This window comes from Nostocoides vanveenii (assembly GCF_039531165.1).
GTDB classification, from domain to species: domain Bacteria; phylum Actinomycetota; class Actinomycetes; order Actinomycetales; family Dermatophilaceae; genus Nostocoides_A; species Nostocoides_A vanveenii.
On record NZ_BAAAPN010000106.1, the window covers coordinates 1 to 24,569 of the forward strand.

General features: G+C 70.3%; 19 protein-coding genes and 1 pseudogene. 13 read left to right on the forward strand and 7 right to left on the reverse strand.

The window, feature by feature from the left end:
* Window positions 1-207: 207 nt before the first annotated feature.
* A complete protein-coding gene (guaB, locus tag ABD209_RS18675) occupies window positions 208-1,743 on the forward strand; it encodes an IMP dehydrogenase (protein ID WP_344069276.1) in 1,536 nt (511 codons plus the stop codon).
* Between the two features lie 186 nt (window positions 1,744-1,929).
* Here the strand turns inward: guaB and ABD209_RS19945 are convergent.
* Both ABD209_RS19945 and ABD209_RS19950 read right to left on the reverse strand, forming a co-directional pair.
* Window positions 1,930-2,193: pseudogene (locus tag ABD209_RS19945) on the reverse strand (type II toxin-antitoxin system VapC family toxin); the annotation flags it as partial.
* A 30-nt stretch (window positions 2,194-2,223) separates the two neighbouring features.
* Entirely contained in the window at window positions 2,224-2,454 is a 231-nt protein-coding gene (locus ABD209_RS19950) for a type II toxin-antitoxin system VapB family antitoxin (protein WP_425564735.1), read from the reverse strand.
* Between the two features lie 103 nt (window positions 2,455-2,557).
* Here ABD209_RS19950 and ABD209_RS18680 point away from each other — a divergent pair, with 103 nt between their 5' ends.
* A complete protein-coding gene (locus ABD209_RS18680) occupies window positions 2,558-3,679 on the forward strand; it encodes a GuaB3 family IMP dehydrogenase-related protein (protein WP_344069279.1) in 1,122 nt (373 codons plus the stop codon).
* Window positions 3,680-3,733: 54 nt separating this feature from the next.
* On the opposite strand, the gene ABD209_RS18685 is transcribed toward ABD209_RS18680, so the two are convergent.
* Window positions 3,734-4,351, reverse strand: coding sequence for a hypothetical protein (locus ABD209_RS18685; RefSeq protein WP_344069282.1), 618 nt, complete (start codon window positions 4,349-4,351; stop codon window positions 3,734-3,736).
* A gap of 113 nt (window positions 4,352-4,464) precedes the next feature.
* On the reverse strand, window positions 4,465-5,229 hold the full coding sequence (locus ABD209_RS18690) for a hypothetical protein (RefSeq protein WP_344069285.1): 765 nt from the start codon (window positions 5,227-5,229) through the stop codon (window positions 4,465-4,467).
* 91 nt (window positions 5,230-5,320) lie between these two features.
* Between ABD209_RS18690 and ABD209_RS18695 the strand changes: the two genes are divergently transcribed.
* From ABD209_RS18695 to ABD209_RS18705, 3 genes are all read left to right on the forward strand, one after another.
* The gene (locus tag ABD209_RS18695) at window positions 5,321-8,146 is read left to right on the forward strand and encodes an ATP-binding protein (protein WP_344069287.1); all 2,826 of its coding nucleotides are present in this window, start codon (window positions 5,321-5,323) and stop codon (window positions 8,144-8,146) included.
* A gap of 71 nt (window positions 8,147-8,217) precedes the next feature.
* Window positions 8,218-9,816 (forward strand): succinic semialdehyde dehydrogenase, encoded by a 1,599-nt coding sequence (locus ABD209_RS18700; RefSeq protein WP_344069291.1) that lies wholly within the window; start codon window positions 8,218-8,220, stop codon window positions 9,814-9,816.
* Window positions 9,813-11,501 (forward strand): FAD-dependent oxidoreductase, encoded by a 1,689-nt coding sequence (locus tag ABD209_RS18705; protein ID WP_344069294.1) that lies wholly within the window; start codon window positions 9,813-9,815, stop codon window positions 11,499-11,501. The genes ABD209_RS18700 and ABD209_RS18705 overlap by 4 nt, the downstream gene beginning before the upstream one ends.
* Window positions 11,502-11,531: 30 nt before the next feature.
* On the opposite strand, the gene ABD209_RS18710 is transcribed toward ABD209_RS18705, so the two are convergent.
* Window positions 11,532-13,391 (reverse strand): ABC transporter ATP-binding protein, encoded by a 1,860-nt coding sequence (locus tag ABD209_RS18710; protein ID WP_344069297.1) that lies wholly within the window; start codon window positions 13,389-13,391, stop codon window positions 11,532-11,534.
* Complete coding sequence (locus ABD209_RS18715; RefSeq protein ID WP_344069300.1) at window positions 13,388-15,148, reverse strand: ABC transporter ATP-binding protein; 1,761 nt, start codon at window positions 15,146-15,148, stop codon at window positions 13,388-13,390. Before ABD209_RS18715 ends, ABD209_RS18710 begins: the two co-directional genes overlap by 4 nt.
* 129 nt (window positions 15,149-15,277) lie before the next feature.
* On the opposite strand from ABD209_RS18715, the gene ABD209_RS18720 reads away from it, so the two are divergent.
* The 8 genes from ABD209_RS18720 to ABD209_RS18755 all read left to right on the forward strand — a co-directional run bounded on the left by ABD209_RS18720 (window position 15,278) and on the right by ABD209_RS18755 (window position 23,453).
* Window positions 15,278-16,864, forward strand: a complete 1,587-nt coding sequence (locus ABD209_RS18720) for a YncE family protein (protein ID WP_344069482.1) — start codon at window positions 15,278-15,280, stop codon at window positions 16,862-16,864.
* A 69-nt stretch (window positions 16,865-16,933) separates the two neighbouring features.
* Complete coding sequence (locus tag ABD209_RS18725) at window positions 16,934-17,737, forward strand: SURF1 family protein (RefSeq protein WP_344069303.1); 804 nt, start codon at window positions 16,934-16,936, stop codon at window positions 17,735-17,737.
* Window positions 17,734-18,102, forward strand: coding sequence for a DUF3817 domain-containing protein (locus ABD209_RS18730; RefSeq protein WP_344069306.1), 369 nt, complete (start codon window positions 17,734-17,736; stop codon window positions 18,100-18,102). Before ABD209_RS18725 ends, ABD209_RS18730 begins: the two co-directional genes overlap by 4 nt.
* Entirely contained in the window at window positions 18,099-19,670 is a 1,572-nt protein-coding gene (guaA, locus tag ABD209_RS18735; protein ID WP_344069309.1) for a glutamine-hydrolyzing GMP synthase, read from the forward strand. The genes ABD209_RS18730 and guaA overlap by 4 nt, the downstream gene beginning before the upstream one ends.
* The gene (locus tag ABD209_RS18740; protein WP_344069312.1) at window positions 19,667-20,536 is read left to right on the forward strand and encodes a phosphatase PAP2 family protein; all 870 of its coding nucleotides are present in this window, start codon (window positions 19,667-19,669) and stop codon (window positions 20,534-20,536) included. Before guaA ends, ABD209_RS18740 begins: the two co-directional genes overlap by 4 nt.
* Entirely contained in the window at window positions 20,533-21,279 is a 747-nt protein-coding gene (locus ABD209_RS18745; protein WP_344069315.1) for a lysophospholipid acyltransferase family protein, read from the forward strand. The genes ABD209_RS18740 and ABD209_RS18745 overlap by 4 nt, the downstream gene beginning before the upstream one ends.
* Window positions 21,272-22,678, forward strand: coding sequence for a MurT ligase domain-containing protein (locus ABD209_RS18750; protein WP_344069318.1), 1,407 nt, complete (start codon window positions 21,272-21,274; stop codon window positions 22,676-22,678). Before ABD209_RS18745 ends, ABD209_RS18750 begins: the two co-directional genes overlap by 8 nt.
* A 49-nt stretch (window positions 22,679-22,727) precedes the next feature.
* The gene (locus ABD209_RS18755) at window positions 22,728-23,453 is read left to right on the forward strand and encodes a type 1 glutamine amidotransferase (RefSeq protein ID WP_344069321.1); all 726 of its coding nucleotides are present in this window, start codon (window positions 22,728-22,730) and stop codon (window positions 23,451-23,453) included.
* 80 nt (window positions 23,454-23,533) lie between these two features.
* Here the strand turns inward: ABD209_RS18755 and ABD209_RS18760 are convergent, their stop codons facing one another.
* Window positions 23,534-24,550: a lysylphosphatidylglycerol synthase domain-containing protein gene (locus ABD209_RS18760; protein WP_344069324.1), complete on the reverse strand. Its 1,017-nt coding sequence runs from the start codon at window positions 24,548-24,550 to the stop codon at window positions 23,534-23,536.
* Window positions 24,551-24,569 lie beyond the last annotated feature (19 nt).

Below are 24,569 nucleotides of genomic sequence, written 5' to 3' on the forward strand. Positions count from 1 at the left end.
AACGCGGTCATCATCACCCGAAGCCTGCTCCGCCGAGCCTGGACGACCCACCGCTGGGACACCCGACCCACCCGACGACCCTGACCTATCCGCGCGATCTCTAAGGAGATATTCAAGAAATGGTCAAGAAGCGAGGGCAGTGGTGGGGCCGGTGGGGCGAATGTGACGCTGTGCGGGACGCCCAGAAGGCCCAACTACCATGACGTCATGACGAGCGGCTCTTCCTCGATCGCGGCAACCGACGACACCGAGGGCCCGTTCGGGCTCCTTGGGCTGACCTATGACGATGTCCTTCTTTTGCCTGGCGAGTCCGATGTGATCCCCAGCGAGGTCGACACCACCTCTCGGCTGACCCGAGAACTCGACCTGCGCGTCCCGCTCATCTCGGCGGCGATGGACACCGTGACCGAGGCGCGGATGGCGATAGCGATGGCTCGGCAAGGCGGAATCGGCGTGCTCCACCGCAATCTCTCGATCGCCGACCAGGCCCATCAGGTCGACCTGGTCAAGCGCACCCAGACCGGCATGATCACCGACCCGATCACCATCGGCCCGGACGCCACCTTGGAGGACCTGGACGACCTGTGCGGCCAGTACCGCGTCTCCGGCCTGCCGGTGGTCGGCGTCGACAACGAGCTGCTCGGCATCATCACCAACCGCGACCTGCGCTTCACCCCGGTCGCCGAGTGGGCCAGCACCAAGGTCTCCGAGGTGATGACGCCGATGCCGCTGTTCACCGCGCCGGTCGGCATCGACCGCCAGGCGGCCACGGCGCTGCTGCGCCAGAACAAGCGCGAACGGCTGCCCCTGGTCGACGACCAGGGCCGCCTGGCCGGTCTGATCACCGTCAAGGACTTCGTGAAGTCCGAGCAGTTCCCGTATGCCAGCAAGGACGACCACGGCCGCCTGCTCGTCGGCGCCGCCGTCGGCTTCTTCGGGGATGCCTGGGAGCGCGCCGCCACCCTAGTCGAAGCGGGTGTCGACGTCTTGGTCGTCGACACCGCCAACGGCCACGCCCGCTTGATGCTGGAGATGATCGAGCGGCTCAAGCGCGACCCGGCGACTCGCAGCGCACAGGTGATCGGCGGCAATATCGCGACCCGGGCCGGCGCCCAGGCGCTCATCGACGCCGGCGCGGATGCGGTCAAGGTCGGTGTCGGCCCCGGCTCGATCTGCACCACCCGCGTCGTCGCCGGCGTCGGCGTACCCCAGATCACCGCGATCCACGAGGCGGCGAAGGCCTGCCGGCCGGCGGGCGTGCCGGTGATCGGCGACGGCGGCCTGCAGTATTCGGGGGACATCGCCAAGGCGCTCGTTGCCGGTGCGGACACGGTGATGATCGGCTCGCTCTTCGCCGGCTGCGAGGAGACGCCGGGGGACACCGTCTTCATCAACGGCAAACAGTTCAAGGCCTATCGCGGGATGGGCTCGGTCGGGGCGATGAGCTCGCGCGGCAAGAAGTCCTACTCCAAGGACCGCTACTTCCAGGCCGATGTCACCAGCGACGACAAGATCGTGCCCGAGGGGATCGAGGGTCAGGTCGCCTATCGTGGTCCGGTCTCGCAGGTCGCGCACCAGTTGATCGGCGGCCTGCACCAGTCGATGTTCTATGTCGGGTCCCGGACCATTCCGGAGTTGCACGCCAAGGGTCGCTTCGTGCGGATCACGGCAGCGGGGCTCAAGGAGAGCCACCCGCACGACGTGCAGATGGTCGCCGAGGCCCCCAACTATCGCGGCCGCTGACCCACACCAAGGGCGAGACGACCCGCGCGTGCGCGCGCGAGGCTCAGCCCGGGCGCGCCTCGACCCGGGCGTCGCGGACATCGGTATGCCGGAAGTCCTCGCCCGTGAACAGCAGGGCTCGCTCGCGTCGATCGCCAGGGCATAGGACAGGCAATCGCCGAAGTTGAGCCGGGCCGGGTGCCCCGTCCCCTTGCCGAACCGGCCGTATGCCGCGCACGCCAGCGCCGCGTGCGCGGCGGTCATCGCGACAACAGGCACCCCGTGGTCGATGAGCACTGTGTCGAGATCGCCAGGCAGGCCGCCGGATCTGGCATCGAAAACGATGCCGGTCTCGAGATAGGTGCCCGCGGACACTTTCGGTGCCGGGTCGGCTTCGATCAGGCGGCTGAACTTGGCGCCCTCGCTCTCGCCGAGCAGGATGGCGATCAGCGCCGAGGTGTCCACGATCACGCCGGCAACCCCGTCTCGGGATCGTAAAGGTCATCGGCGCGACGCCGGATCGCGGCGCGATCCTGCTCGGTCAGGTCGGCGTGGATGCGTTGAAGAGTTGCGTCGATGCGCGCTCGGCGATCCTCCTCGGCGGCACGGAGAATATGCGCTAAATAGCGCTTCGAGGGCGCTGGCGATCGCGCCGGTCTGTGTCTGCCCCGTGCGGAGCGCGATCTCGCGGGCCAGCGCGCACACCTCTTCGTTCTTGATATTTCGGCTCATGGGTAGAGGTCTGCCTTTTCTGTCTACCAGGGTAGAAAGGCGCCACCGGAGTGGCCGCGGGCGGCGGGCGGACCGGCATACGGGGTGCTTGTAGCCTTGCGCGGTGACCGAGATCGAGATCGGCCGCGGCAAGCGCGGCAGGCGGGCCTACTCCCTCGACGAGATTGCCGTCGTGCCCTCGCGGCGCACACGCGATCCCGAGGATGTCTCGACCAACTGGCAGATCGACGCCTATCACTTCGACATTCCGGTGCTGGCCGCCCCGATGGATTCGGTGATGTCGCCGCAGACGGCCATCGCACTCGGGGGTCTCGGTGGTCTCGGCGTGCTCGACCTCGAGGGCCTGTGGACGCGGTATGCCGATCCCGAGCCGCTGCTCGCCGAGATCGCCGGGCTCGCCCCTGAACTGGCCACCGCCCGGATGCAGCAGATCTATGCCGAGGACATCAAGCCCGAGTTGATCAGCGAGCGGCTGCGCGAGATCCGCAAGGCCGGGGTCACGGTGGCCGCCGCCTTGTCTCCGCAGCGCACGCAGCAATTCTGGAACTCAGTGCTGGAGAGCAATGTCGACATCTTCGTCATCCGGGGCACGACGGTCTCGGCCGAGCATGTCTCGAGCCAGGCCGAGCCGCTGAACCTCAAGCGGTTCATCTATGAACTCGAGGTGCCCGTCATCGTCGGCGGCGCGGCGAGCTATATGGCGGCACTTCACCTGATGCGCACCGGTGCCGCCGGCGTGCTCGTCGGCTTCGGTGGCGGGGCCGCCCAGACCACCCGCACCTCGCTCGGCATCCACGCCCCGATGGCGACGGCGATCGCCGATGTCGCGGCGGCGCGCCGGGACTATCTCGATGAGTCCGGTGGCCGGTATGTCCACGTGATCGCCGACGGCGGTATGGGCCGCGCCGGTGACATCGTCAAGGCGATCGCCTGCGGCGCGGACGCGGTGATGTTGGGCGCCGCCCTCGCGCGAGCGAGCGAGGCGCCCGGGAACGGGCACCACTGGGGGCCGGAGGCTCACCATGGTCAACTGCCTCGCGGCGAGCGGGTGGCGGTCGGGACCCTCGGGTCGCTGCAGGACATCCTCTATGGCCCGAGCCAGAGTGCCGATGGCAAGACCAACCTGATGGGCGCGCTGCGCCGGGCCATGGCGACCACCGGCTATACCGATGTCAAGGAGTTCCAGCGCATCGAGGTCGTGGTCGCGCCCGACGACCGCACCTGAGGCCGCGCCGCCCCGGTCGTGGCCAGGGCGGCGCGGCGCGAGTGACGGGTCAGGTCACGGGATCGACTTCAGCGGGCCGGCGGCCGCCGGGAAGTTGCGGGTGCTGAGGATCTGGACGCCCGCGTTGTGGTCGCCGTTGAAGGGGGTGGTGGCGCCCGCGCAGCCGGAGGCGGCGGCGTCGGCGGGGGAGTTGAACCACAGGCCGAGGTGGTACTGGTGGACCGGTGCGAAGGCTGGGTTCGCGGCGGCGTCGCCGGCGTGCACGACCGGGGCCGGCGCGGCACCCGGGGCAACCGAGAAGGTCTCCTTGTTGAAGCGGCCCACGACGGTCACCTGGCCGGCGCCCCACGCATCGGTGTGCAGGTCGCTTTGGTACCACGAAACACCGAAGGGCGCGTCCGGCACCTGAGTGACGAACAGGTCGTAGTCGGCGTTGGGTCGCAGGCCGGCGGCCTTCAGGACGAGCTTCTCGGTGGTGCCCTGCTTGGTGACGACGACCGTGGCCTTGGCGCTGGGGAGGCAGGCGGCGGGAGTGCCATTCGAGCGGACCATGGTGAAGGTCTTGCCGACCGGAGCCTTGGCCGTCAGCGCCGACACGGCGCCGGTGGAGCCGAGGGTCAGGGCCAGGCTGGCTCCGCTGAGAGCGGCGGCGAGAGAGGTGGAGATGCGCATCGCAGTGCCTTTCGGATCGGGTCCGCCGGCGCTTCCGGCGGGCTGCGACCACAGTGCGCTCAGGAGGTTCGGGCGCGCATTGGGCGGCTACCTTAGATCCCCCGCTCCGAGACTTAGCGCAGGATCGCGCCGACCAACCCGCGGACGGATGATTCGGGCACTGAGGAGAAGCTGGGCGCGTCACCGGCCAGCGTCGCCATCAGCACCTTGCCTTCGGAACCCGTTGCGCAGTAGGCCGATTCGACTCCTTTGACGCGGAGGGTCGCCTTGGGCGAGCCCGCGACGAGATACCGCACGAGGTATTGATCCACCGGGGCACCGTCGAGCGAAATGGGCACCACGACACAGCTCGCGCCGGTGACCCCGGCGACGCGGACCGCGGGAATCTTGCGCTGGCCCCAGGCGGTCAGGGCCAGGCTGCTGCCCGCCCGGGCGGCGACGCCGAGGACGACGACGTCGTTGCCGTCCTCGCCCGCGAAGGCGTCATTGCCATCCCCCGGCGACCAGATGGCGATGTCGTCGCCGTCCTCGCCGATCAATGCGTCATTGCGGCCCGAGGACCCGCCGTCAGGGCCCCCGACGAGAATGTCGGCGCCGGTGCCGCCGAGCAGGGTGTCGCTACCGCGGCGGGCGATGAGCAGATCGTCGTTGTCCCGGCCGAACATCACGTCCGCGTTGTCCATGTGCTGCGCCACGCTCACGCCGGCGGGCTGGATGACGGGATTGGCGGCGTTGTCGTCGTCACGTCCGACGTGGACATCCTTAGCCGGCGTCCCGGGGTCGAAGACCGCCAGGCCGGGGTAGGCCGTGGCAAGGGCAATGCCGGTTGCGGTCAGCACGGCCGCGAGCAGATGCCGCGGGCGGGGGCGGATGGGCATGGCGGGCTCCTGACTATCGGCCGGGGCGGCTCGATCGACGATAGTGCCCACTAGGGTCGGCGTCAGCGGAATCCGCAAGGTCGGAGGTGTCATGGCGAGCGAGCTGCGCTTTGTCGGCCGTGACGCCGAGATCGCGGTGCTGCGAGCGGCGTTCGATGACAGTGCCGGCGGGCGGCCACGCGTGGTCGTCGTGCTGGGAGATCTGGGCGTCGGCAAGACCCGGCTGGTCACCGAGGCCCTGCGTGTGGTCCGCCCCGTGGTGCTGGCGGGCGCTTGTGCCCCGGTTGTTGGTGAGCCCCTGCCCTACGCGCCGCTCATCCAAGCGCTGCGTCGACTGGAGTCAAAGCCACCGGGACGCAAGGAGATCGAGCGATTCCCCGAATTGAGCCGGCTGATGGCGGGAGTGACGACGGCCGAGCCCACGGCCGGGGCGTCGGCGGCCATCGGGCCCCAATGGCGGCTTTATCAGGCCGTCCTCGGCCTGCTGCAGGCCCTCGGGCACGCCCGTCAGGTCGCGCTGATCGTCGACGATCTGCAGTGGGCCGACCAAGCCAGCCTTGACCTCTTGGGGCACCTGGCCATCAACCTCACCGACGAGCGGGTAGCGCTGGTCGTCACCAGTCGCACCGATCACGGGCAAGCGGGCGACGCTGCCCACCGGATGATCGGGGAACTGGGCCGGCTTCGTCAGACAGTCGTCATCGGGCTGGGCCCACTGACGGGTGCGGACGCGATTCGCCTCGCCGGTGTGGCCGGGCCCGCGCTCGATCCCGCGCAAGTCGAGACCCTGGCGCAGCGCTCCGGCGGCAACCCCCTGCTCGCCGAGCAACTGGCCGACAGCACGACCGGCGCGTTCGCGATCCCTCCGACCGTCGAGGCGCTCTTCACGGCGCGGATCGCCGCGCTGCCCCCGCTCGCTCGCGACCTGGTGCACGCACTTGCCGTTGCCGGCGGCAGGGCCGATCTGGACGATTTGGTCGTGATGACGGATCGACCCCTGGAACAGGTGGAAGCGGCCGCCCGAGGTGCGTTCGACGCGCACGTGCTGTGCCCCGCGGGACCAGGATTGGCTTTCCGGCATGCAGCGTGCGCGGAGGTGGCCTATGCCGACGCCTTGCCAAGCGAGCGGCGCCGCTTGCACGAGCGCGCGATGGGAGTCCTCGCGGGCCGCACCGATGATGCGTCCGTGCTGGCGTTGGCGCGGCATACGGAAATGGCGCACGCCGAGACGGTGGCGATCACGGTTGCCGCGGCACGCGTGGCCGAGCATCGGTGGGCCTTCGCCGAAGCGGGTCGGTGGTATGGCCGCGCCGAAGCGCTTCTCGACGCCGGCGCGGTTGCGGATCACGAGAGCTTGCCCGACCTGCGCCTCGCCGCGGCACGCGCCTACGGCTTGGCTGGCGCGTATGACCAGGCGCGGGCCGTGCTGAATCGGGCGCTCGTGCACGCCGGATCCGATAGTGCGCGGGCGGACATCCTGTGGCGGATGGGCGCGATCGATTTCGTCACCGGTGCCGGAGAGGCGGCGGACAGCGCTCTCGCACAAGCGCGTTCACTGCTCTCTGACGGCGATGAACAGGTGTCGGTCCCCGTCCTCGCGTGGTCTGCGCGGGTGGCGGCCGCCTGGTCGCGCACCGATGACGCCGCCCGGTTCGGCGCAGAGGCGGTAGCTCTGGCCGAGGCTGCCGGATCGGTGCGCTGGGCGGGCATCGCGCATAACGCCCTCGGGGTGGCGGCCGCGCTCGCCGGTGATCTGGCGACCGCGACCGACCACCTACAGGTGGCTCTGGCCAGCGCGCACGAGGGCGGCAGCGTCGACGATCTCGTCGCGGCCTATGTCAATCTCGGGAACGTCCTGGGCATGTCTGGCGATCCGTCGGGACAGTTCGCGGTGTGCGAGCAGGGCATCGAGGAACTCGGCCGGTGCGGCGTCCTGCGACACAGCGGGAGCGTGCTGATCGCCAACGCCGTCGAGGCGCTGATGCTCTTGGGGCGGTTGGAGGATGCCTACACACGCGGAGCTCACGGCATGGCCATCGCCCCCGATGGGTTGGTCAAGTCGCCTATCGCGATGCGGGCCGCGCAGGCCGCCGCCTGCGTCGGGCGCCTTGAGCAGGCGCGCGCCTGGGCCGACGAAGCTGCTCGGCTGATGCTCGACCGGGATGCGCCTGCAACCTGGCGGCTGGCCGTGGCCGAGGCTGGAACCGAGGTGGCCCTCTGGGCAGGCGAGCCCGAACGTGCCCTGGACATGGCTCTGGCCAATCTGACGCAGGCCGAGGCCGCCGGCCTGGGCTACCCGGCTCGACTGATCGCGCTGGCCTGGCGTGCGCTGGGGGATGTGGTCACGGCCGGTGGCCGCCCGGACGGACCGGCCGCTGCGCTCCGTGCGCTGACCGAGCGGCGCCGCGGCGAAGTGAGCGCGCTGGAGGCGGCTGAGAGGGGGCGGGCGGACGGCCATACGCATGTCGGCTCCTGGCAGCGGGCCGAAGCCACGATCCGCGGGCCGGTCGCGCAAGCATACGTTCACTGGCGGATCGCGGAAGCGACGCTCCGGTCGGGGACCGGGGTCGCGGCCGTGAGCGCCCTACGGACGGCCTACGCGAGTGCCACGAATGTCGGGTTGGTGCCCCTCATCGCTGAGGTCGAGCGCACGGCCCGGTGGTATCGGATCGACCTCGAGGCCAGCTCGGCCGCGACGGACGCGGCTGAGCCGCTGCCCGGACTGACCGCCCGTGAGCGCGAGATCCTCGACGACGTCGCAGCCGGCTGCACCAACGGCGAGATCGCGGCCCGCCACGGCATCAGCGTCAAGACGGCGAGCGTGCACGTGTCGAACATTCTGCGCAAGCTCGGTGTCCCGACCCGCCAGGACGCCGCCCGCATAGCGCACCGCCACGGACTGCCCTCCGCGCGATAGTCCCGGTCACGGTCTTGGACCCACAGTCCGGGCCGCCGCCGGGCTCTACCGGCGAGTAATACCCTGGGGAGATGACGGCAACGCTGCAGACCCCGGATCTCGTCCCGGCTGATGCGACGGCCACCGGCGTGCCCGAGCGGGCTGAGATCCAGCGCCTGCTCGCGCACGCCGTTGCCGCCGCTAGCGCCGAGCGGCACGAGGTGCGCACGCCGATGACCGGCCGGCCGGTGGCCGACCTCCCGCTCGCGAGCGTCGCCGACGTCGATCGCGCGTATGCCGTGGCTCGCGCCGCGCAGCCGGCGTGGGCGCGCGTGCCGCTTGCCGAGAAGGCCGCGATCCTGCGCCGCTTCCACGACCTGGTGCTGGATGAGCAGCCGAGGTTGCTTGATCTGGTCCAGACCGAGGCCGGCAAGTCGCGACTGCAGGCCTTCGAGGAAGTTGCCGACGTCGCGATCGTGGCGCGCCACTACGCCGCGACCGGCGCTCGCGCGCTTGCCCCTCGCAGGCGCCGCGGCGTCTATCCGGTGTTGACGCAGACGATCGAGTCGCGCATCCCCAAGGGCGTCGTCGGGATCGTCTCGCCGTGGAATTATCCGCTGAGCCTGGCGATCACCGATGCCCTGCCGGCGCTGTTCGCCGGCAATGCCGTGGTGCTGCGGCCCGATCTGCAGGGGTCGCTCAGCGCCCTGGCCGCCTTCGATCTCCTGCGTCGCGCCGGGTTGCCGGACGATGTGCTCCAGGTCGTCCTCGGCGACGGGCCGACCATCGGCGCCGCCGTGCTCGATCACGGCGACTATGTCTGCTTCACCGGCTCGACCGGCGTCGGGCGCGCCGTGGCCAAGGCCGCAGGGGAGCGGCTGGTCGGCGCCTCCCTCGAACTCGGCGGCAAGAACTCCGTCTACCTCGCCGACGACGCCGACCTGGGGCGGGCCGTCCCCGGGGCGGTCCGGGCCTGCTTCGCCTCGGCCGGGCAGCTGTGCATCTCCACCGAACGGGTGCTCGTCCACGAGGCGGTCTACGACGCATTCGTCCCCCGCTTCGTCGCGACCGTGCAGGCGATGCGGCTGGGCACCGGTTTGCACTACGGGTATGACATGGGCTCGCTGATCTCGGCCGACCAGCTCGCCCGCGTCGAGGGGCACGTCGCCGATGCGCGGGCCAAGGGCGCCACCGTGCTGACCGGCGGGCGCCCCCGCCCCGACGTCGGCCCCTATGTCTACGAGCCGACCGTCCTCAGCGGCGTCACCACCGCGATGGCCTGCCGTGACGAGGAAACCTTCGGCCCCTTGGTCGCGATCTACCGGGTCGCCGACGACGACGCGGCCATCGCGCTCGCCAACGACACGGCATACGGCCTCAATGCGTCGGTGTGGACGCGCGACCTTGGGCGCGGCCGGCGGATCGCGGCCCAGATCCGCACGGGGACGGTCAATATCAACGAGGCGTATGCCGCGGCCTGGGCCAGCGTGGCCGCCCCGATGGGCGGGATGAAGGCCTCCGGGGTCGGTCGCCGTCACGGCGAGGAGGGGATCCTGCGGTTCACCGAGGCGCAGAATGTCACCACCCAGCGGGTGCTGCCGATCGCCCCGGCCTTCGGGCAACGCGACGAGACCTACGCCCGCCTCCTGACCGGCGCTCTGCGCGCGATGAAAGCCCTTCGGCTGCAATGAGAACCGAATACGACGTCGTTGTCATCGGCTCCGGTTTCGGCGGGTCGGTCGCCGCGTTGCGGGCCGCGGAAAAGGGCTATTCCGTGCTCGTCCTTGAGGCCGGTGCGCGCTTCGCCGACGCGGACTTCGCCGAGACCAGCTGGGACGCGCGGCGCTATCTGTGGGCCCCGAAGCTGAAGTGTTTCGGCATTCAGCGCATCCACAAACTCCCCGATGTGCTCGTGCTCGCCGGGGCCGGCGTCGGGGGCGGGTCGCTGAACTACGCCAACACCCTCTATGTCCCGCCGGCGCCCTTCTTCGCCGACCGGCAGTGGGCGGGGATCACCGACTGGCAGGAGGAGTTGGCGCCGCATTACTCGACCGCGTCGCGGATGCTCGGCGTTGTCGTCAACCGGTGCGAGGGGCCCGCGGAGCGGGCGATGCAGGCGGCGGCCGAGGCAATGGGTGTCGGCGAGACCTATCGCAAGACGCCCGTGGGAGTGTTCTTCGGCCCGCCGGGGCAGCGGGTTCCTGATCCGTATTTCGGCGGCGCGGGACCCGAGCGGACGGGCTGCACAGAGTGCGGCAATTGCATGGTCGGCTGCCGGGTGGGCGCGAAGAACACGCTCGTCAAGAACTACCTCGCGCTCGCCGAGCGGCTCGGCGTGGTGATCGAGCCGCTGCGGACGGTCGTGGACATCGCACCGCTCACGTCCGCCGCCGACGATGTCCCGACCGCGTATGCCGTGGCGAGCGTGCGCAGCGGCGCGTGGGTGCGCAAGTCACGGCATACCGTCGTGGCGCGCGAGGTGGTCATCGCGGCCGGCACCTGGGGCTCACAGCAGTTGTTGCACGCCCTGAAGGAGCGGGGGCGACTGCCACGGTTGTCGGCGCGCTTGGGTGAACTCACGCGCACCAATTCCGAGGCCTTGCTCGGTGCCTCGCTTGCTCGAGTGCCCGATGGTGAGGATCTCAGCCACGGCGTGGCGATCACCTCGTCCTTTCATCCCGATGCCGAGACCCATGTCGAGAATGTCCGCTACGGCCCTGGGTCGAATGCCATGGGGCTGCTGAAAAGCATTCTGGTGCCGGGGGATTCGGGGCATTCGCGAGCGGGAACCCTGGTGCGCGCGCTGGCACGTGAGCCGCGGATGCTCAATGAGCTATCCAACCGGGCGTGGTCGCAGCGCACGATCATTGCGCTGGTGATGCAGACCCGGGACAACTCCCTGACCGTCTCCGGGCGCCGGCGACCGGCCGGCGGGTGGGGGCTGACCTCACGACAGGGGCATGGCGAGCCGAACCCGTCGTGGATTCCGTCCGGGCACGCCGCCGCACGCGCGATGGCGACCGCTCTCGGCGCGGAGACCGGAGAGCGGTCCTTCCCGGGTGGCTCCTGGGCGGAGAACCTCGGCTTCCCGATGACCGCTCACTTCCTCGGTGGTGCCGTCATCGGGGCGACGCCGGCCGACGGGGTGATCGATCCCTATCACCGCGTCTGGGGCTATCCCGGGCTGCACATCACCGACGGTTCGGCCATCTCGGCCAACCTCGGCGTCAACCCGTCGCTGACGATCACCGCGCAGGCCGAGCGGGCGATGTCGTTGTGGCCCAACGCGGGTGACCTGGATCCACGACCCGCGCAGGGCGCACCATACGTCCGACTTGCGCCTGTGCCCGCGCAGCACCCTGCCTTGAGGGAGTGACGCGGACGGGCTGAGCCCGGCCGTTGGGCGTCAGCCTTCGGCGCGCCAGGAGCGCCAGAGCGCGGCGTAGGGGCCGCCCGCGGTCAGCAGTTCGTCGTGGGAGCCGAGCTCGCTGATCCGGCCGTCTTCGACGACCGCCACTCGGTCGGCATCGTGTGCCGTATGCAGGCGGTGGGCGATCGCGACGACCGTGCGGTCCGCGACCACGGATGCCAGCGACCGTTCCAGGTGCCGCGCGGCGCGTGGGTCGAGCAGTGAGGTCGCCTCGTCCAGCACCAGAGTGTGCGGGTCGGCAAGGACGAGCCGGGCGAGCGCCAACTGCTGACTCTGGGGCTCCGACAACGGGTGCCCGCCGCTCCCGACCGTCGTGGACAGCCCCTCGGGCAGCCCTTCGGCCCACTCCAGCGCATCCACCGACGCGAGGGCCGCGGTCAGATCCGCATCGCTCGCCGACGGCCGGGCCAGCAGGAGGTTGTCCCGCAGCGTCCCGACGAAGACGTGATGCTCCTGGGTCACCAGCGCGACCTCGCTGCGCAAGGTGTCCATCGACAACTCCATCAAAGGCACACCGCCAACCGTCACCGAGCCCGAAGTCGGCCCGTCGATCCCGGCGAGCAGCCGCCCAAGGGTCGACTTGCCGGCACCCGACGGGCCGACGATCGCCAGCCGTTCACCGGGCCGCAGATCGAGCGAAACCCCATGCAGCACCTCGAGATTCGCGTGATAGCCGAAGCGCACGTCGTGCGCCGACAGGTCGTTGCCGGCTGGCACGGCGCCGGTCGCGACGCGGTCGTCCGGGACTTCCTCGACGCCGATGATCCGGGCCAGTGACGTCGCCGCGACCTGGATCTCGTCCAGCCAGCTGATCAGCTCATCGAACGGATCGACCAGTTGCCGGATGTAGAGAATGATCGTTGTGGCCGCGCCGATGGTCAGCGACTCGCCGTGCACGAGCCACCCGCACCACGCGAGTGCAACAGCGGTCGGCACGACATAGGAGAACTCGGTCGGCACGTACCACCACATCCGTAGCCAGCGCGTGTACTTCTCCGCGGCATAGGTCTGCTCGACCGCATCCACCAGTCGCGCGTGCCGCTCGCGCCCAAGGTCGAGCGCGTCGATCGTCCGGGCGGCCTCGACCGACTCGGCCGCCAGGCCGTTGAGCACCGCCCACTTGGACCGCTCCCAGAGGTAGCCGCGGCGCGCGCGCCGGAGATACCACCGGGTCGCGGGCCAGGCGAAGGGCACGGCCGCCAACAGCGCAAGTGCGCCGAGCGGTGAAACCCAGAGCATCGCGCCGATCGTCAGCACAACCGTCACCGAGGCGACGAAGATCGACGGCAAACCGAATCGCGCTGCCCACGAGAGGGATTCGACGTCGTTCGTCGTCCGAGCAACCAGGTCGCCGGTGCCCGCCCGCTCTAGCGTCGACAGCGGCAGCCGGCTGGCCCGGTCGATGAATCGCTCGCGCATGTCGGCGAAGAGACTCTCGCCGAAGACGAAGCTTGCGCGCCGTGCCCACCAGGTCAGCCCGGTCTGCACGAGCACGGTCACCAGCAGCAAACCCACCAGCCGATCCACGCGGTCGGCCGTCGTGCCGGTGACCAGCGCATCGACCAGGCGGCCGATGAGCAGAGGCAGCACGAGTGCCGCGACGGCGGCCAACGCATGCAGCACGAGCACTGCGGACAGCTCGCGCCGGTGATGGCCCAACACCGTCTTGGTGTGTCGCCAGACCACGGCGGGCTCGGCCACCGGGAGCGTCCGTCGGTGCGGATCCAGTTGGGCCGCAGTGGGGCTCGGGTGCCGCTTCGGGCTGAAGAGGCGGCCGGGCCCGGTCTCGTGAGCGTCGCTGGCGGCGGCGTGGTGGTCGGTCAGCAGGTCGGTCATCGGTCGTCACCTCCTCGGATCACGATGTCGCGGTAGGCCGTGTTGCCGGACAGCAACTCGGCGTGCGTGCCGCTCGCCACGGCACGGCCGTCGACGAGCAGAATCACGCGGTCGGTGTGGTGTAGCACTAGGGGGGAGACGGTGGCGACGACGGTCGTCCGGCCGCGCCGGTGACGCGCCAGCTCCTCGGCGATGCGAGCCTCGGTGTGCGCATCGACCGCGCTCGTCGGCTCGATGAGCACCAGCACCGGAGGGTCGATCGCTAACGCCCGGGCCAAACCGAGCCGCTGCCGCTGACCGCCGGAGAAGCCCCGGCCCTTCTCCTCCACGATCGTGTCGAGGCCGTCGGGGAGCGAGTGAAGGATCTCGGTCGCGTGCGCAGTGCCTAAGGCCCGGACGAGCGTGGTGTCGTCGGCGGGCCGCCCGGCCCGCAACTGCGCGCGCAGGCTCCCGCTGAACAGGCGCGCCTCCGGATCGTTGACGACCACCGTGCGTCGGACCACGTCGATCGGCAGGTCGGCCAATGTCCGGCCACCGAGCGTGGGTCCCGCGCCGTATGCCGTGGCTTCAACGCCGCCCGCGCCCGCCGCAGCCTTGCCCGGCCCCGCCGCTCCCGGCCCCAACCGCCCCAGCCGCCCGGCCAGTGCGACCGAGTCCTCGGGCCGGGCACTGACCACGGCCGTCAGCGCGCCGCGGGTGAAGACGGCCCCACTGACCGGATCCACCAGATCGCCATCGGCGGCTGTCTCCAAGGACCCCTCCCCGGCGACGGCCGGATGATCGCTCGGGACCCGCAGGATGGCCATGATCTTGGTGGCGGCGACCCGGAAGCGGATCACGTGCTCGACCATCTCGGTCACCGTCCGCAGCGGGAAGGTCATGAAGGTCGCGTAGCCGTAGAACGCCACCAACTCGCCGGTCGTCAGGTCGCCCCGCACGACCGCCCGCGCCCCGGTCCACACCACGAGTACGACGAACAAGCCCGGCAGCAAGGTCTGGCTGGCATCCAGCGCCGCCTGGTACCCGGCCACGCGCACACCCGCCTGGCGCACCCGCTGGGATTGAACGGCATACCGGCCCACGAACTCGGCCTCGCCACCGATGCCGCGCAGAATCCGGAGTCCCGCAACGGTGTCGGTGCCGAGCGTCGTCAGCCGCCCGGACTCCTCGCGTTGCTCGGCCTGACGCCGTTGCAGCGGCCGGATGATGAGGGACAGCATCGCCAAGAGCACGGGCGCACCGAGCAGGACCACCAGGCCGGTCGACACCGAAGCCCGCAGCAGAAGCACCCCGACGACTGCGAAACTGACGATCGCCCCGGAGCACCGGGCGGTGGTGTCGTAGACATGCCCGACCCGCTCCATATCGGTCGTCGTCACGCTGACCACGTCACCGGCGGGGAAGCTCCGAGCAATCTCCTGCCCCCGGGTGGTGACCGCCTCATCCGTCACCACGACCACACGAAAGGCGCCGTCGAGCCAGTTCTGCACGGCGAACCAGTGCCGGATCGATCCCGAGAGGGCGATTACGAGCGACAACCCGGTCAGGATGAGCGACCAGCGCACGAGCTCGCCGCGGTCACCCGGCACCAGGCCGTCGTCGATGCCCCTGCCGATCGCCGCCGGCACCAGCCCGATCGCCGTCATCCACACGATCCCGCAGACCATGCCGGCCACCAGGGTGCGCCACTGCAACCGTGCGCCCCAGAGCAGGAAGGCAAACGGCGTGGTCGTCGGCGGTGAGCCGGGATTCAACACGTGCGAGAACATAACGACCGATCACGGTACGCGTGGCCACCCCGCACACGAAACCGATTTTCCGCCTCCGCAGTGCGGGCGTGGCTCCCCGTCCCCACGCCAAGGCCCACCTAATCTGGCCGGGTGACGATGCCGTTGCCGAACGAGCCGACACCGCCGCAGTCGGCACCGCCGCCCGCGGGATTGCCGTATGCCGGCGCCTCCACCGCCGCTGCCGGCCGCACTCCCAGCGCCGGAGCCACCGCCCGCGCGACGACCCCCCAGCGCAGCCGCACGCTGCCGGCGGACCCTGACCTCCCGACTGCCGACGACCTCGGTGCCCCCGCTACGGTCACCGGCACGCCCCGCACCGCCGGGCCGGGCGGTGGCGGTGGAGGAGGCGGGGGACCCCACGGCCCGCAGGGCCCGCGCCGACCAGCGCCACCCGGCGCTACCCGACGTCGCCCGCCGGCCACGCGCCCCAACTACGCCCTGCGCCGGACCATCGCACTGATCATCCTGCTCACCTTGCTGACGACGATCTGGTTCGCCGTCAAGGCCCTCGTCGGCTTCGTCGGCGGCCTGTTCAGCGCTTCCGACGCCAAGCCGGGCGTCACGACGAGCGCCCCGGTCAAGCCCGCTGCGATCGCGCCGGTCACCCCCGAGATCCCCGCGCCGGCCCCCAGCCCCGAGGCAAAGCAGGGCACCGCTGGCGCGTCCGACGCCACGAGCCTGGTCCGCACCATGCGGATGGCCTCGCAGTCGATGTCGCCGAAGTCCATCGTCGCCGGCCCGGGCGGCCTGCTCTTGGCGCAGAACATGATGTATCACCACTCGATCAGCGTCTTCCGCGCCGACGGGGCACTGCTCAAGACGATCCCGGACTCGGTGACGCTCAGCGATTTCGGGATCACCGGCCACCCGGGCGTGTCCAAGGGCGCGCCCGTCGAGGCGGCCTTCACCCCGGACGGCAAGTCTGCGTGGGTGTCCAACTACTCCATGTACGGCAGCGGCTTCGGCCCCGAGGGCCTCGACTCGTGCCGCAAGGGCGACGGGACCGACACGTCATACGCCTATCGGGTCAACACCTCGACCCTGGCCGTCGATGCCGTGGTGCCGGTGGGGGCGGTCCCGAAGTATGTCGCGATCACCCCCGACGCGAGCAAGGTCCTCGTCAGTAACTGGTGCTCGTGGAGCCTGTCGGTCATCGACGCCACGACCACCAAGGAAACGGCCCGGATCGACCTGGGCGGCAAGTACCCCCGCGGCATCGTTGTCTCGCCCGACTCCCGGACCGCGTATGTCGCGCTCATGGGCTCCCAGCGCATCGTCGCCGTCGACCTCGCCACCAAGGCCGTCTCGACCTTCGCGGAGCCAGGCAACGGCCCCCGACACCTGGTCATGAGCCCGGACGGCAAGTTCATCTACGTCACCAATAACACCTCGGGGACGGTCGCCAAGATCGACCGGGCTACGGGCGCGGTGCTCGCCACCGTCAAGACGGCGAGCGAGCCCCGCTCGATGGCGATCTCCAGTGATGGGCTGGCCATCTATGTCGTCAACTACGGCTCGGCCTCGATGAGCAAGATCCGCACCTCCGATATGCACATCCTGCAGACCGTGACCACGGACGCCTCGCCCATCGGCATCACCTACGAACCCACCAAGAAGCAGGTCTGGGTGGCCTGCTATGGCGGCTCGTTGATCGTCTTCGACGACTCCAAGCTCAAGGGCTGACGGGTCGCCGCCGGCCACCCTGGCGGGGTCACCAGGTGGGCAGCCAGGCGGGCGACATACCCTGTCGGGGTGCTCCGGACCGCCCTCAAGCCCAAGTGGCTCGCGCTGCTGGCGCTGGTGGTCCTGATCATCGTCGCCTTCACCCAACTCGGCCGCTGGCAACTCGGTGTCGCCCAGGACAAGGCCCGGGCCGAGGAGATGGCCAAGGCCCGCGCGCAGCCGCCGGTTGCCCTCGCGACCTTGCTCTCACCGCATGCGCCCTTCCCGGCCGCCGCGAACGCCCGCCTCGCCATCGTCACCGGCACGTATGCCGAGGGTCAGCTCCTCATCCCCGCTCGCCTCCTCGCGGGCCGCGACGGCTACTGGCTGCTCACGCCGATGACCGAGAGCGCGACCGGCGTGGTCTTCCCGGTCGTTCGTGGCTGGCTGCCGCCGGCAGCCGGCGGTAGCGTGCCCGCCGCCCCGGCACCGCCCACGGGAGAGACCACGGTCGTCGCCTCGCTGGCGCCGGGCGAGTCTCCGACCACCGAGAGCTATCCGGCCGGCCAACTCGGGTCGGTCGACCTGGCCCGCCTGGTCAACATCTGGCCCGGCGCGATCTATAACGCCTTCGGCTTCGCCCAGCGCGAGGCACCCGCCAATGACCCGCAGGCCGCTGACCGGCCCGGCGCGCTCGAGCGCATCCCCCCACCGCGGCCGGACACCGGGCTGAAGGGTCGCAATGCGGCCTACGCGCTTCAGTGGTGGGTCTTTGCCGCCTTCGCCTTCTTCTTGTGGATCAAGATGGTCCAGCAAGACGCCCGGCAACGCCGGGACCTCACACTTCTCGCGCCGCCACCCGGCGGCGCACCGACCCTGACGCAGGAGCCATGACCGCAAACCCCCAAAGCAGAGATGCCGCCAAGCTCGCCACCGCGCTGCGCTTTTTCACGGTCATGGCGCTCATCGTCGGCGTGGGCCTGCTCATCCTGGTGGTGGAGATGGTCTTCCAGTACCTCCTGCACTGGAATGGCGACCCCGGCAACCGGGCCAACCCGCTGGCCTGGTGGCCGCAGCCGCACGGCTTCCTCTACATGATCTATCTCGCCGCGACGGCCAATCTCGGCTTCAAGGCGGGCTGGTCGCTGCCGAAGATGGTCGGGGTCATGCTGGCCGGCTGCGTGCCCTTCCTCTCCTTCGTCGTGGAGCGGAAGGTTGCCGCAGAGTTCGCACGTCCCCAAGTAGCATCGGCGCCGTGACCAGCACGCGCCGACCCGTCCTCGTCGTCGACTACGGCGCCCAGTACGCCCAGCTGATCGCGCGGCGCGTCCGGGAGGCGAGGATCTACAGCGAGGTGGTCCCGCATACGGCCACCGTCGAGGACCTGATCGCCCGCGACCCCGCGGCGATCATCCTCTCCGGCGGACCGTCGTCGGTCTACGCCGACGGCGCACCCAGCCTCGACGCCGCCCTGCTGGCGGCCGGCATACCGGTATTCGGGATGTGTTACGGCTTCCAGGCGATGGCCGCCGCTCTCGGCGGCACGGTCGCGCGCACCGGCTTGCGCGAGTACGGCCAGACCACGATGCGCCGCGACGGGCCACATTCGACCCTTTTCCACGGCCAACCCCGCGAGCAGTCCGTATGGATGAGCCACGGCGACAGCGTGTCGGTCGCCCCCGAGGGCATGACGGTCACTGCCACCACCGCGGGCGCGCCCGTCGCGGCCTTCGAGGACGACGTGCGCCGGCTTTACGGCGTGCAGTGGCACCCCGAGGTCGTGCACTCCACCTTTGGCCAGGAGGTGCTGGAGAACTTCCTCTACTCAGGCGCGGGGCTGGCGCCCGACTGGGATGCCGCGAGCGTCATCGACGAGCAAGTGGAGGCGATCCGCGCGACCGTCGGCGACAAGCGCGTGCTCTGCGCGCTCTCCGGCGGCGTCGACTCCTCCGTCGCCGCGGCCCTCGTCCACAAGGCCGTCGGTGACCGGCTGACCTGCGTCTTCGTCGACCACGGGCTCTTGCGCGAGGGCGAGGCCGAGGCGGTCGAGCGCGAATTCGTTGCGTCCACCGGTGTGCACCTGGTCGTCGTCGATGCCCGTGAGCGGTTCCTGACCGCGCTCGCCGGCGTGCGCGACCCCGAGGAGAAGCGCAAGATCATCGGGCGTGAGTTCATCCGGGTCTTCGAGCAGGCCGCGCGCGATGTCGTCGGCGAGGCCGCAGCCGAGGGCCACCCGGTCGAATTCCTCGTCCAGGGCACGCTCTACCCCGACGTCGTGGAGTCCGGTGGTGGCACCGGGACTGCCAATATCAAGAGCCACCACAATGTCGGCGGCCTGCCGGACGACCTGCAGTTCGCGCTGGTCGAGCCGCTGCGCGATCTGTTCAAGGACGAGGTCCGCAAAGTCGGCCTCGAACTCGGCGTGCCCGAGGCCATCGTGTGGCGCCAGCCGTTCCCCGGCCCGGGCCTGGGCATCCGGATCGTCGGCGAGGTCACGGCCGAGAATCTCGCGACCCTGCGGGCTGCCGACCAGATCGCCCGGCACGAGTTGACCGCGGCGGGTCTGGACCGGACCATCTGGCAGTGCCCGGTGGTCCTGCTCGCCGACGTCCGCTCGGTCGGCGTGCAGGGCGACGGACGCACCTACGGTCACCCCATCGTGCTGCGGCCGGTGTCCTCGGAGGACGCCATGACGGCCGACTGGACCCGGCTGCCCTATGACGTGCTCGCCACCATCTCGACCCGTATCACGAATGAGGTCGACGGCGTCAACCGGGTCACCCTGGATGTGACGAGCAAGCCTCCGGGCACGATCGAGTGGGAATGAGCGAGGTGCCCGCACGTCGCTCGGCGATCCGCGATATTGCCGACATCTGCTGGCTGCTGGTCGGCGGCCTGCTCTTGCTCGCGATCGTCGTCGTCGTGGGGCTGAAAACGCGCGCGGGCCAGATCCTCGACGAGGACGTGGTGCGGTCCTTCCGGGTCGATCGCTTCCACGCCGGCCGGATCGAGGTGCTGCTGAGCGAGATTCGCGTCCTGCCGATGGCTCTGATCACGGCGGCGGCCATGGTCATTGCCTTGCTGGGCCGGCACTGGCGGGTGGCCATCGGTCTGCCGCTTCTCGTCGTCGGGGCGAACCAGACGACCCAACTGCTCAAGACCGAATACCTCACCCGCAGCCCGGGTGGGCTCGACCTGCCGGTGTCGATGCCGAGCGGGCATACGACCGCTGCCCTGTCGATGGCGGCCGTCTTGATCATCGCGGTCCCGCGGGTGCTGCGGCCGCTGGCGTGCTTCGTCGGTGGCCTGGTCGCCGGCGGGGCCGGGATCGGGACCGTGGCCGAGCGCTGGCACCGGCCCGGTGATGTGCTTGCCGCGGTGGCGGTCGTGGTCATCTGGTCGGTGCTGGCGCTGGTCGTCGGAGCGCACTGGGTCGACCGGCCCCGGGTGCGGGCTGCCGGCTTCGACCGGGGCGTCGGCAACACGGCGCTGGCCGTGGTCGGTGCGTTCATCGGTGCCTATGTCCTGCACCGGTTGGGCATGGCACCGATGCCGGGTTCAAAGGCGAATGCGCTCGTCTACGGCTCGGTGGCTGTCATGGCCGTGGTCACCGGCCTCGGGCTGGGCGCGATCTCGCTGGTCGCCGATCGGCGGATCTTCCGCAATCCGCCTACAGGGGGGAAGCAGGCGTGAACTCGGACCTCGATCCAGTCGACCAGCACATCGGTGACAGCAATGTCGTCCTCGATGCCTTCATGCGGTGGGTGGTGATCGGCCCGGCCTTCTATGCCCTCGCCCGCCCGACGATCAAGGGGCGCGAGCACGTTCCGCCGGCGGGCAGCCCGGCGATCATCGCCAGCAACCACCTCTCGTTCAGCGACTCGATGGTCATCCCGCTGGCTTCGGGCCGGCGGGTGAGCTTCCTGGGCAAGGCGGAGTACTTCCAGGGCACGGGGGTCAAGGGGGCCTTCATGCGCTCGTGGTTCCGTTCCTTCGGCACCATTCCGGTGGAGCGCTCGGACGCGCGCGCGGCCGCGGAGTCGCTGCACATCGCCGAGCGGGTGCTGGCCGAAGGTGGGGCCTTCGGCATCTACCCCGAGGGGACGCGGTCGCGCGACGGTCGACTCCACCGCGGGCGCACCGGGGTCGCCCGCCTTGCCTTGAGCACCGGGGCACCGATCATCCCGTGCGCTTTGACGGGCACCGCGAAGCTGCAGCCGCCGGATGTCACCATCCCGCGGCCGGCCAAGATCACCGTGGAGTTCGGGCCGGCCATCGACATCGCGCCGCTGCGGGAGCAGTTCCGCAAGGCCGCGCTGCTGCGGGCGATCACCGACGCCGTCACCGACGCCATCGGTGCCATGTCGGGCCAGGAGCGCTCCGGCCGGTATGCCAGCGATGTCAATGCCGAACTGGATGGAGCCGCTGGTGCCTGACCGCGTCCGTATGCCGCGCCCTGCCGCGCTTCGCGGGCAATCCGTCGCCGGCGACCGGCGATCCACCTTCGCGGCCGGCCTCCGGGCGGTGCGCACGTCCGCCGCGATCGCCGCCGGCAAGGCGGCCCGTGCGACGGCCAAGCGCCGCGGCGGTGGGTCGGCCCTGCCGGGCCTGGTGGCCGAGCGGATGGATCCGGGCATCCTCGGACACGCCCTCGGATCCTTGCCCGGCGGCATCGTCGTTGTGACCGGCACCAATGGCAAGACCACGACGACCCGCATGCTCGTGGCGCTGCTGCGCGCCCACGGACGCACGGTGTTCACCAACCCGACGGGCAGCAATTTCACGCGGGGCGTGATCTCCGCGCTGCTCGGCGAGATCGGCGTGCGGGGGCGGTTGAGCGCCGATACCGCCGTCCTGGAGTTGGACGAGGCGCATGCCTTGAAGTTCGCCGCCGCCGTCACGCCCACGCATGCGCTGCTGCTGAATGTCGCTCGCGACCAACTCGACCGGTTTGCGGAGATCGACCATACGGCCCGGCTGCTCGCCGACCTGGCGGCGCGCACGAGCACGGGAGTGGTGCTCAATCGCGACGACTCCTTCGTCGCCCGGATCGAGGGCACGCTGGCGGACTCGGTGCGAATCGGCCGGTTCGGTCTGGATGCCTCGATCGCCGACCGGCTCGGGGAGTTACAGGAGCAAGACACCCGCGCCGACGACGACTTCGTCGTCTCGCCCCCGGACGCCGACGACGTCCTTCTGCGGCCGCGTGACGAGCGTCGCTTCGACATCGTCGTCGGGCCCGACGGGAGCGGCGGGCTGGTCGGGCCGGTGGAACTGAAGCAGCGTGGGCTCGCCGCGATGATCAATGCGACCGCGGCCACGGCGATGGCCCGGCAGCTCCTGGGCGCGACATTCGATGCCGGCGTGGCCGCCACGGCCCTGGCCGGCGTGACCGCACCCTTCGGGCGGGGCGAGGTCATCGATATCGACGGCACGCCGCTCGAACTCGTCCTGGTCAAGAATCCCGCGGGCTTCACCGTCGCCCTGTCGACCTATGGCACGACGCCGGTGGCGACGATGATCGCGATCAACGACAACTACGCCGACGGGCGCGACGTCTCCTGGCTCTATGACGTCTCTTTCGAGAGTCTGCGCTCGGCGGGCGTTGCGCTCACCTCGGGTGTGCGGGCCTACGACATGGCGCTGCGCTTGCAGTATGACGATGTCCCCGTCGCCGCTGTCGAGCCCGACCTGGGGGCGGCACTCGATCGTTTCCTCGCCGGACACGTGGGCGTGCCGACCCGGATCTTTTGCACCTACACCGCGATGATGACGCTGCGCCGGATCCTCGCGGCACGCTACGACTTGCCGGCGTTCGGCGAGGAGGGCGGATGAGCGGCGCCACGGCATACGGGCGGATGAGCGGCAGCGAGGGAGGCACGCGATGAGCAAGGGCGAGGTCCACGTCGTCCATCTCTATCCGCGCGAGATGAGCATCTACGGCGACCTGGGTAACACGCGTGCACTGAGTGCGCGGCTGACGCGGCACGGGTATACGCCGGTGGTGCACAACCACCATCCGGGGGCGGTGTTCCCCGAGCAGGCGCACCTCGTGCTCGGCGGCGGCGGACAGGACTCCGGTCAGGCGCGCGTGGAGGCGGACCTGGAGGCGATCGGGCCACGGCTGACCGAGCTCGCCGCCGGTGGGACGCCGATGCTGATGATCTGCGGGATGTACCAACTCTTCGGCAACGCTTTCGTCACCGTGGACGGCAAGCGCCTGCCCGGGCTGGGCATCCTGGACGTGACGACCCAGGGCAATCCGAAGCGGATGATCGGACCCGTGGTGATGAGCACCGACTTCGGTGATGTCGTCGGCTACGAGAACCACTCCGGGTTGACGCGGCTCGCCGGCGGCCAGGCTGCCTTCGGCCGGGTGCGCTCCGGTTTCGGCAACAACGGCGAGGACGGCACCGAGGGTGCCCGCACCGGCAATGTCTTCGGCACCTACCTCCACGGCCCGATCATCCCGGCCAATCCGTGCTTCGCCGACGCCCTCTTGGCGTATGCCGTTCCCCTCGCCACCGGGGCGGCCTTCAGGCCGGGGGAGTTGGACGACACCTTGGCCGACGAAGCCCACACCCGCCAGGTGGCCCGCCTCGTGGGCTGACAGGCGCCCATGCGCCGAACGCGGCAACAACGACTGGGCCCTCGCCGGGTCTTCGACAACGGGGTGAGCAGTCGGTCGCCTCAGGGCACGCTAGGGGCGGGCTCGTCATCGGGCGCCGGTGTCTTGGGCATCATCGACCAGGCCAGCCAGCCGATCGCGCCGAGGGGCACTTCGAGCAGGTGGGTGAAGATCGAGAAGAGCACCACGGCCGCCGTCGCTTCGGCCGGCGCGGCCCCCCAGGCCACCAGGGCGGCAGCGGTGCCGGTCTCGGTCACGCCGACGCCGCCAGGGGTGATCCCGACGGCGGTCAGTAGGCGGCCGATGGCGAATGCCGCGAAGAGTTCGCCGTGGAACAACTCAACGCCGGTCGTGCGCATGATCGCCAAGAAGACCAGGTAGTAGAAGGCGAAATAGCCGACCAGGCCCATGGTCATCGGGAACCACCCGGTCCGCACCACGTCGATGATCTGCGCGCGCAAATCGGTGACCAGTGCATCGACGCTCATCGATCGCGGCCTGCGCCGGGTCAGCGGCCGCAGCATCCGGTCCACGCCCCGCCCGACCGTGGTTGCTGCCCGACCGGAGGCGAGCACCGCGATGAAGACCGCGACGATGGCTGCGCCGCTGGCCACCGCGGCGACTGCGGCGTCGCGCATGATGCGAGGCATCTCGGCCCGCCCGAGGGTCAGCAGGACGATGGCGATCAGGGGCAGCGCAATGCGGAACAGGGTGTTCCAGACGGCTGAGACGATGATCGATGTCGAGACGGCCCGGCGGGTGAAACCCCAGGAGCGGCAGATCGTGAAGGTCGCCGCCATCCCCAGCGCGCCGCCCGCGGGCAGCAAATTGCTGACCGACGACCCACAGACGTTGACGATCAGCGCACGAAGGTGGCTCAGGCCGGGCATCGACCCGGTCAGGGTGAAGGTGTAGGCACCGAGCCCGGTGACCACGAGCGCGACGAACCCGAGCGACTGCCAGGCCGAGACCGTGCCGATGACGGACCAGATCGCCGGCCAGGAGGTCTTGGCAAAATGGGGCAGCCCCCACCCCAGGAGCGCCCCGGCCAAGGCGAACCCACCGATGAACTGGAGCACCTGACGCGCTCCGATCCGC

Coding starts and splice junctions, on each gene's coding strand:
- guaB (WP_344069276.1), top strand. CDS start 208: ATGACGAGCGGCTCTTCCTCGATCGCGGCAACCGACGACACCGAGGGC.
- ABD209_RS19950 (WP_425564735.1), bottom strand. CDS start 2,454: ATGAGCCGAAATATCAAGAACGAAGAGGTGTGCGCGCTGGCCCGCGAG.
- ABD209_RS18685 (WP_344069282.1), bottom strand. CDS start 4,351: ATGCGCATCTCCACCTCTCTCGCCGCCGCTCTCAGCGGAGCCAGCCTG.
- ABD209_RS18690 (WP_344069285.1), bottom strand. CDS start 5,229: ATGCCCATCCGCCCCCGCCCGCGGCATCTGCTCGCGGCCGTGCTGACC.
- ABD209_RS18695 (WP_344069287.1), top strand. CDS start 5,321: ATGGCGAGCGAGCTGCGCTTTGTCGGCCGTGACGCCGAGATCGCGGTG.
- ABD209_RS18700 (WP_344069291.1), top strand. CDS start 8,218: ATGACGGCAACGCTGCAGACCCCGGATCTCGTCCCGGCTGATGCGACG.
- ABD209_RS18705 (WP_344069294.1), top strand. CDS start 9,813: ATGAGAACCGAATACGACGTCGTTGTCATCGGCTCCGGTTTCGGCGGG.
- ABD209_RS18710 (WP_344069297.1), bottom strand. CDS start 13,391: ATGACCGACCTGCTGACCGACCACCACGCCGCCGCCAGCGACGCTCAC.
- ABD209_RS18720 (WP_344069482.1), top strand. CDS start 15,278: ATGCCGTTGCCGAACGAGCCGACACCGCCGCAGTCGGCACCGCCGCCC.
- ABD209_RS18730 (WP_344069306.1), top strand. CDS start 17,734: ATGACCGCAAACCCCCAAAGCAGAGATGCCGCCAAGCTCGCCACCGCG.
- ABD209_RS18740 (WP_344069312.1), top strand. CDS start 19,667: ATGAGCGAGGTGCCCGCACGTCGCTCGGCGATCCGCGATATTGCCGAC.
- ABD209_RS18755 (WP_344069321.1), top strand. CDS start 22,728: ATGAGCAAGGGCGAGGTCCACGTCGTCCATCTCTATCCGCGCGAGATG.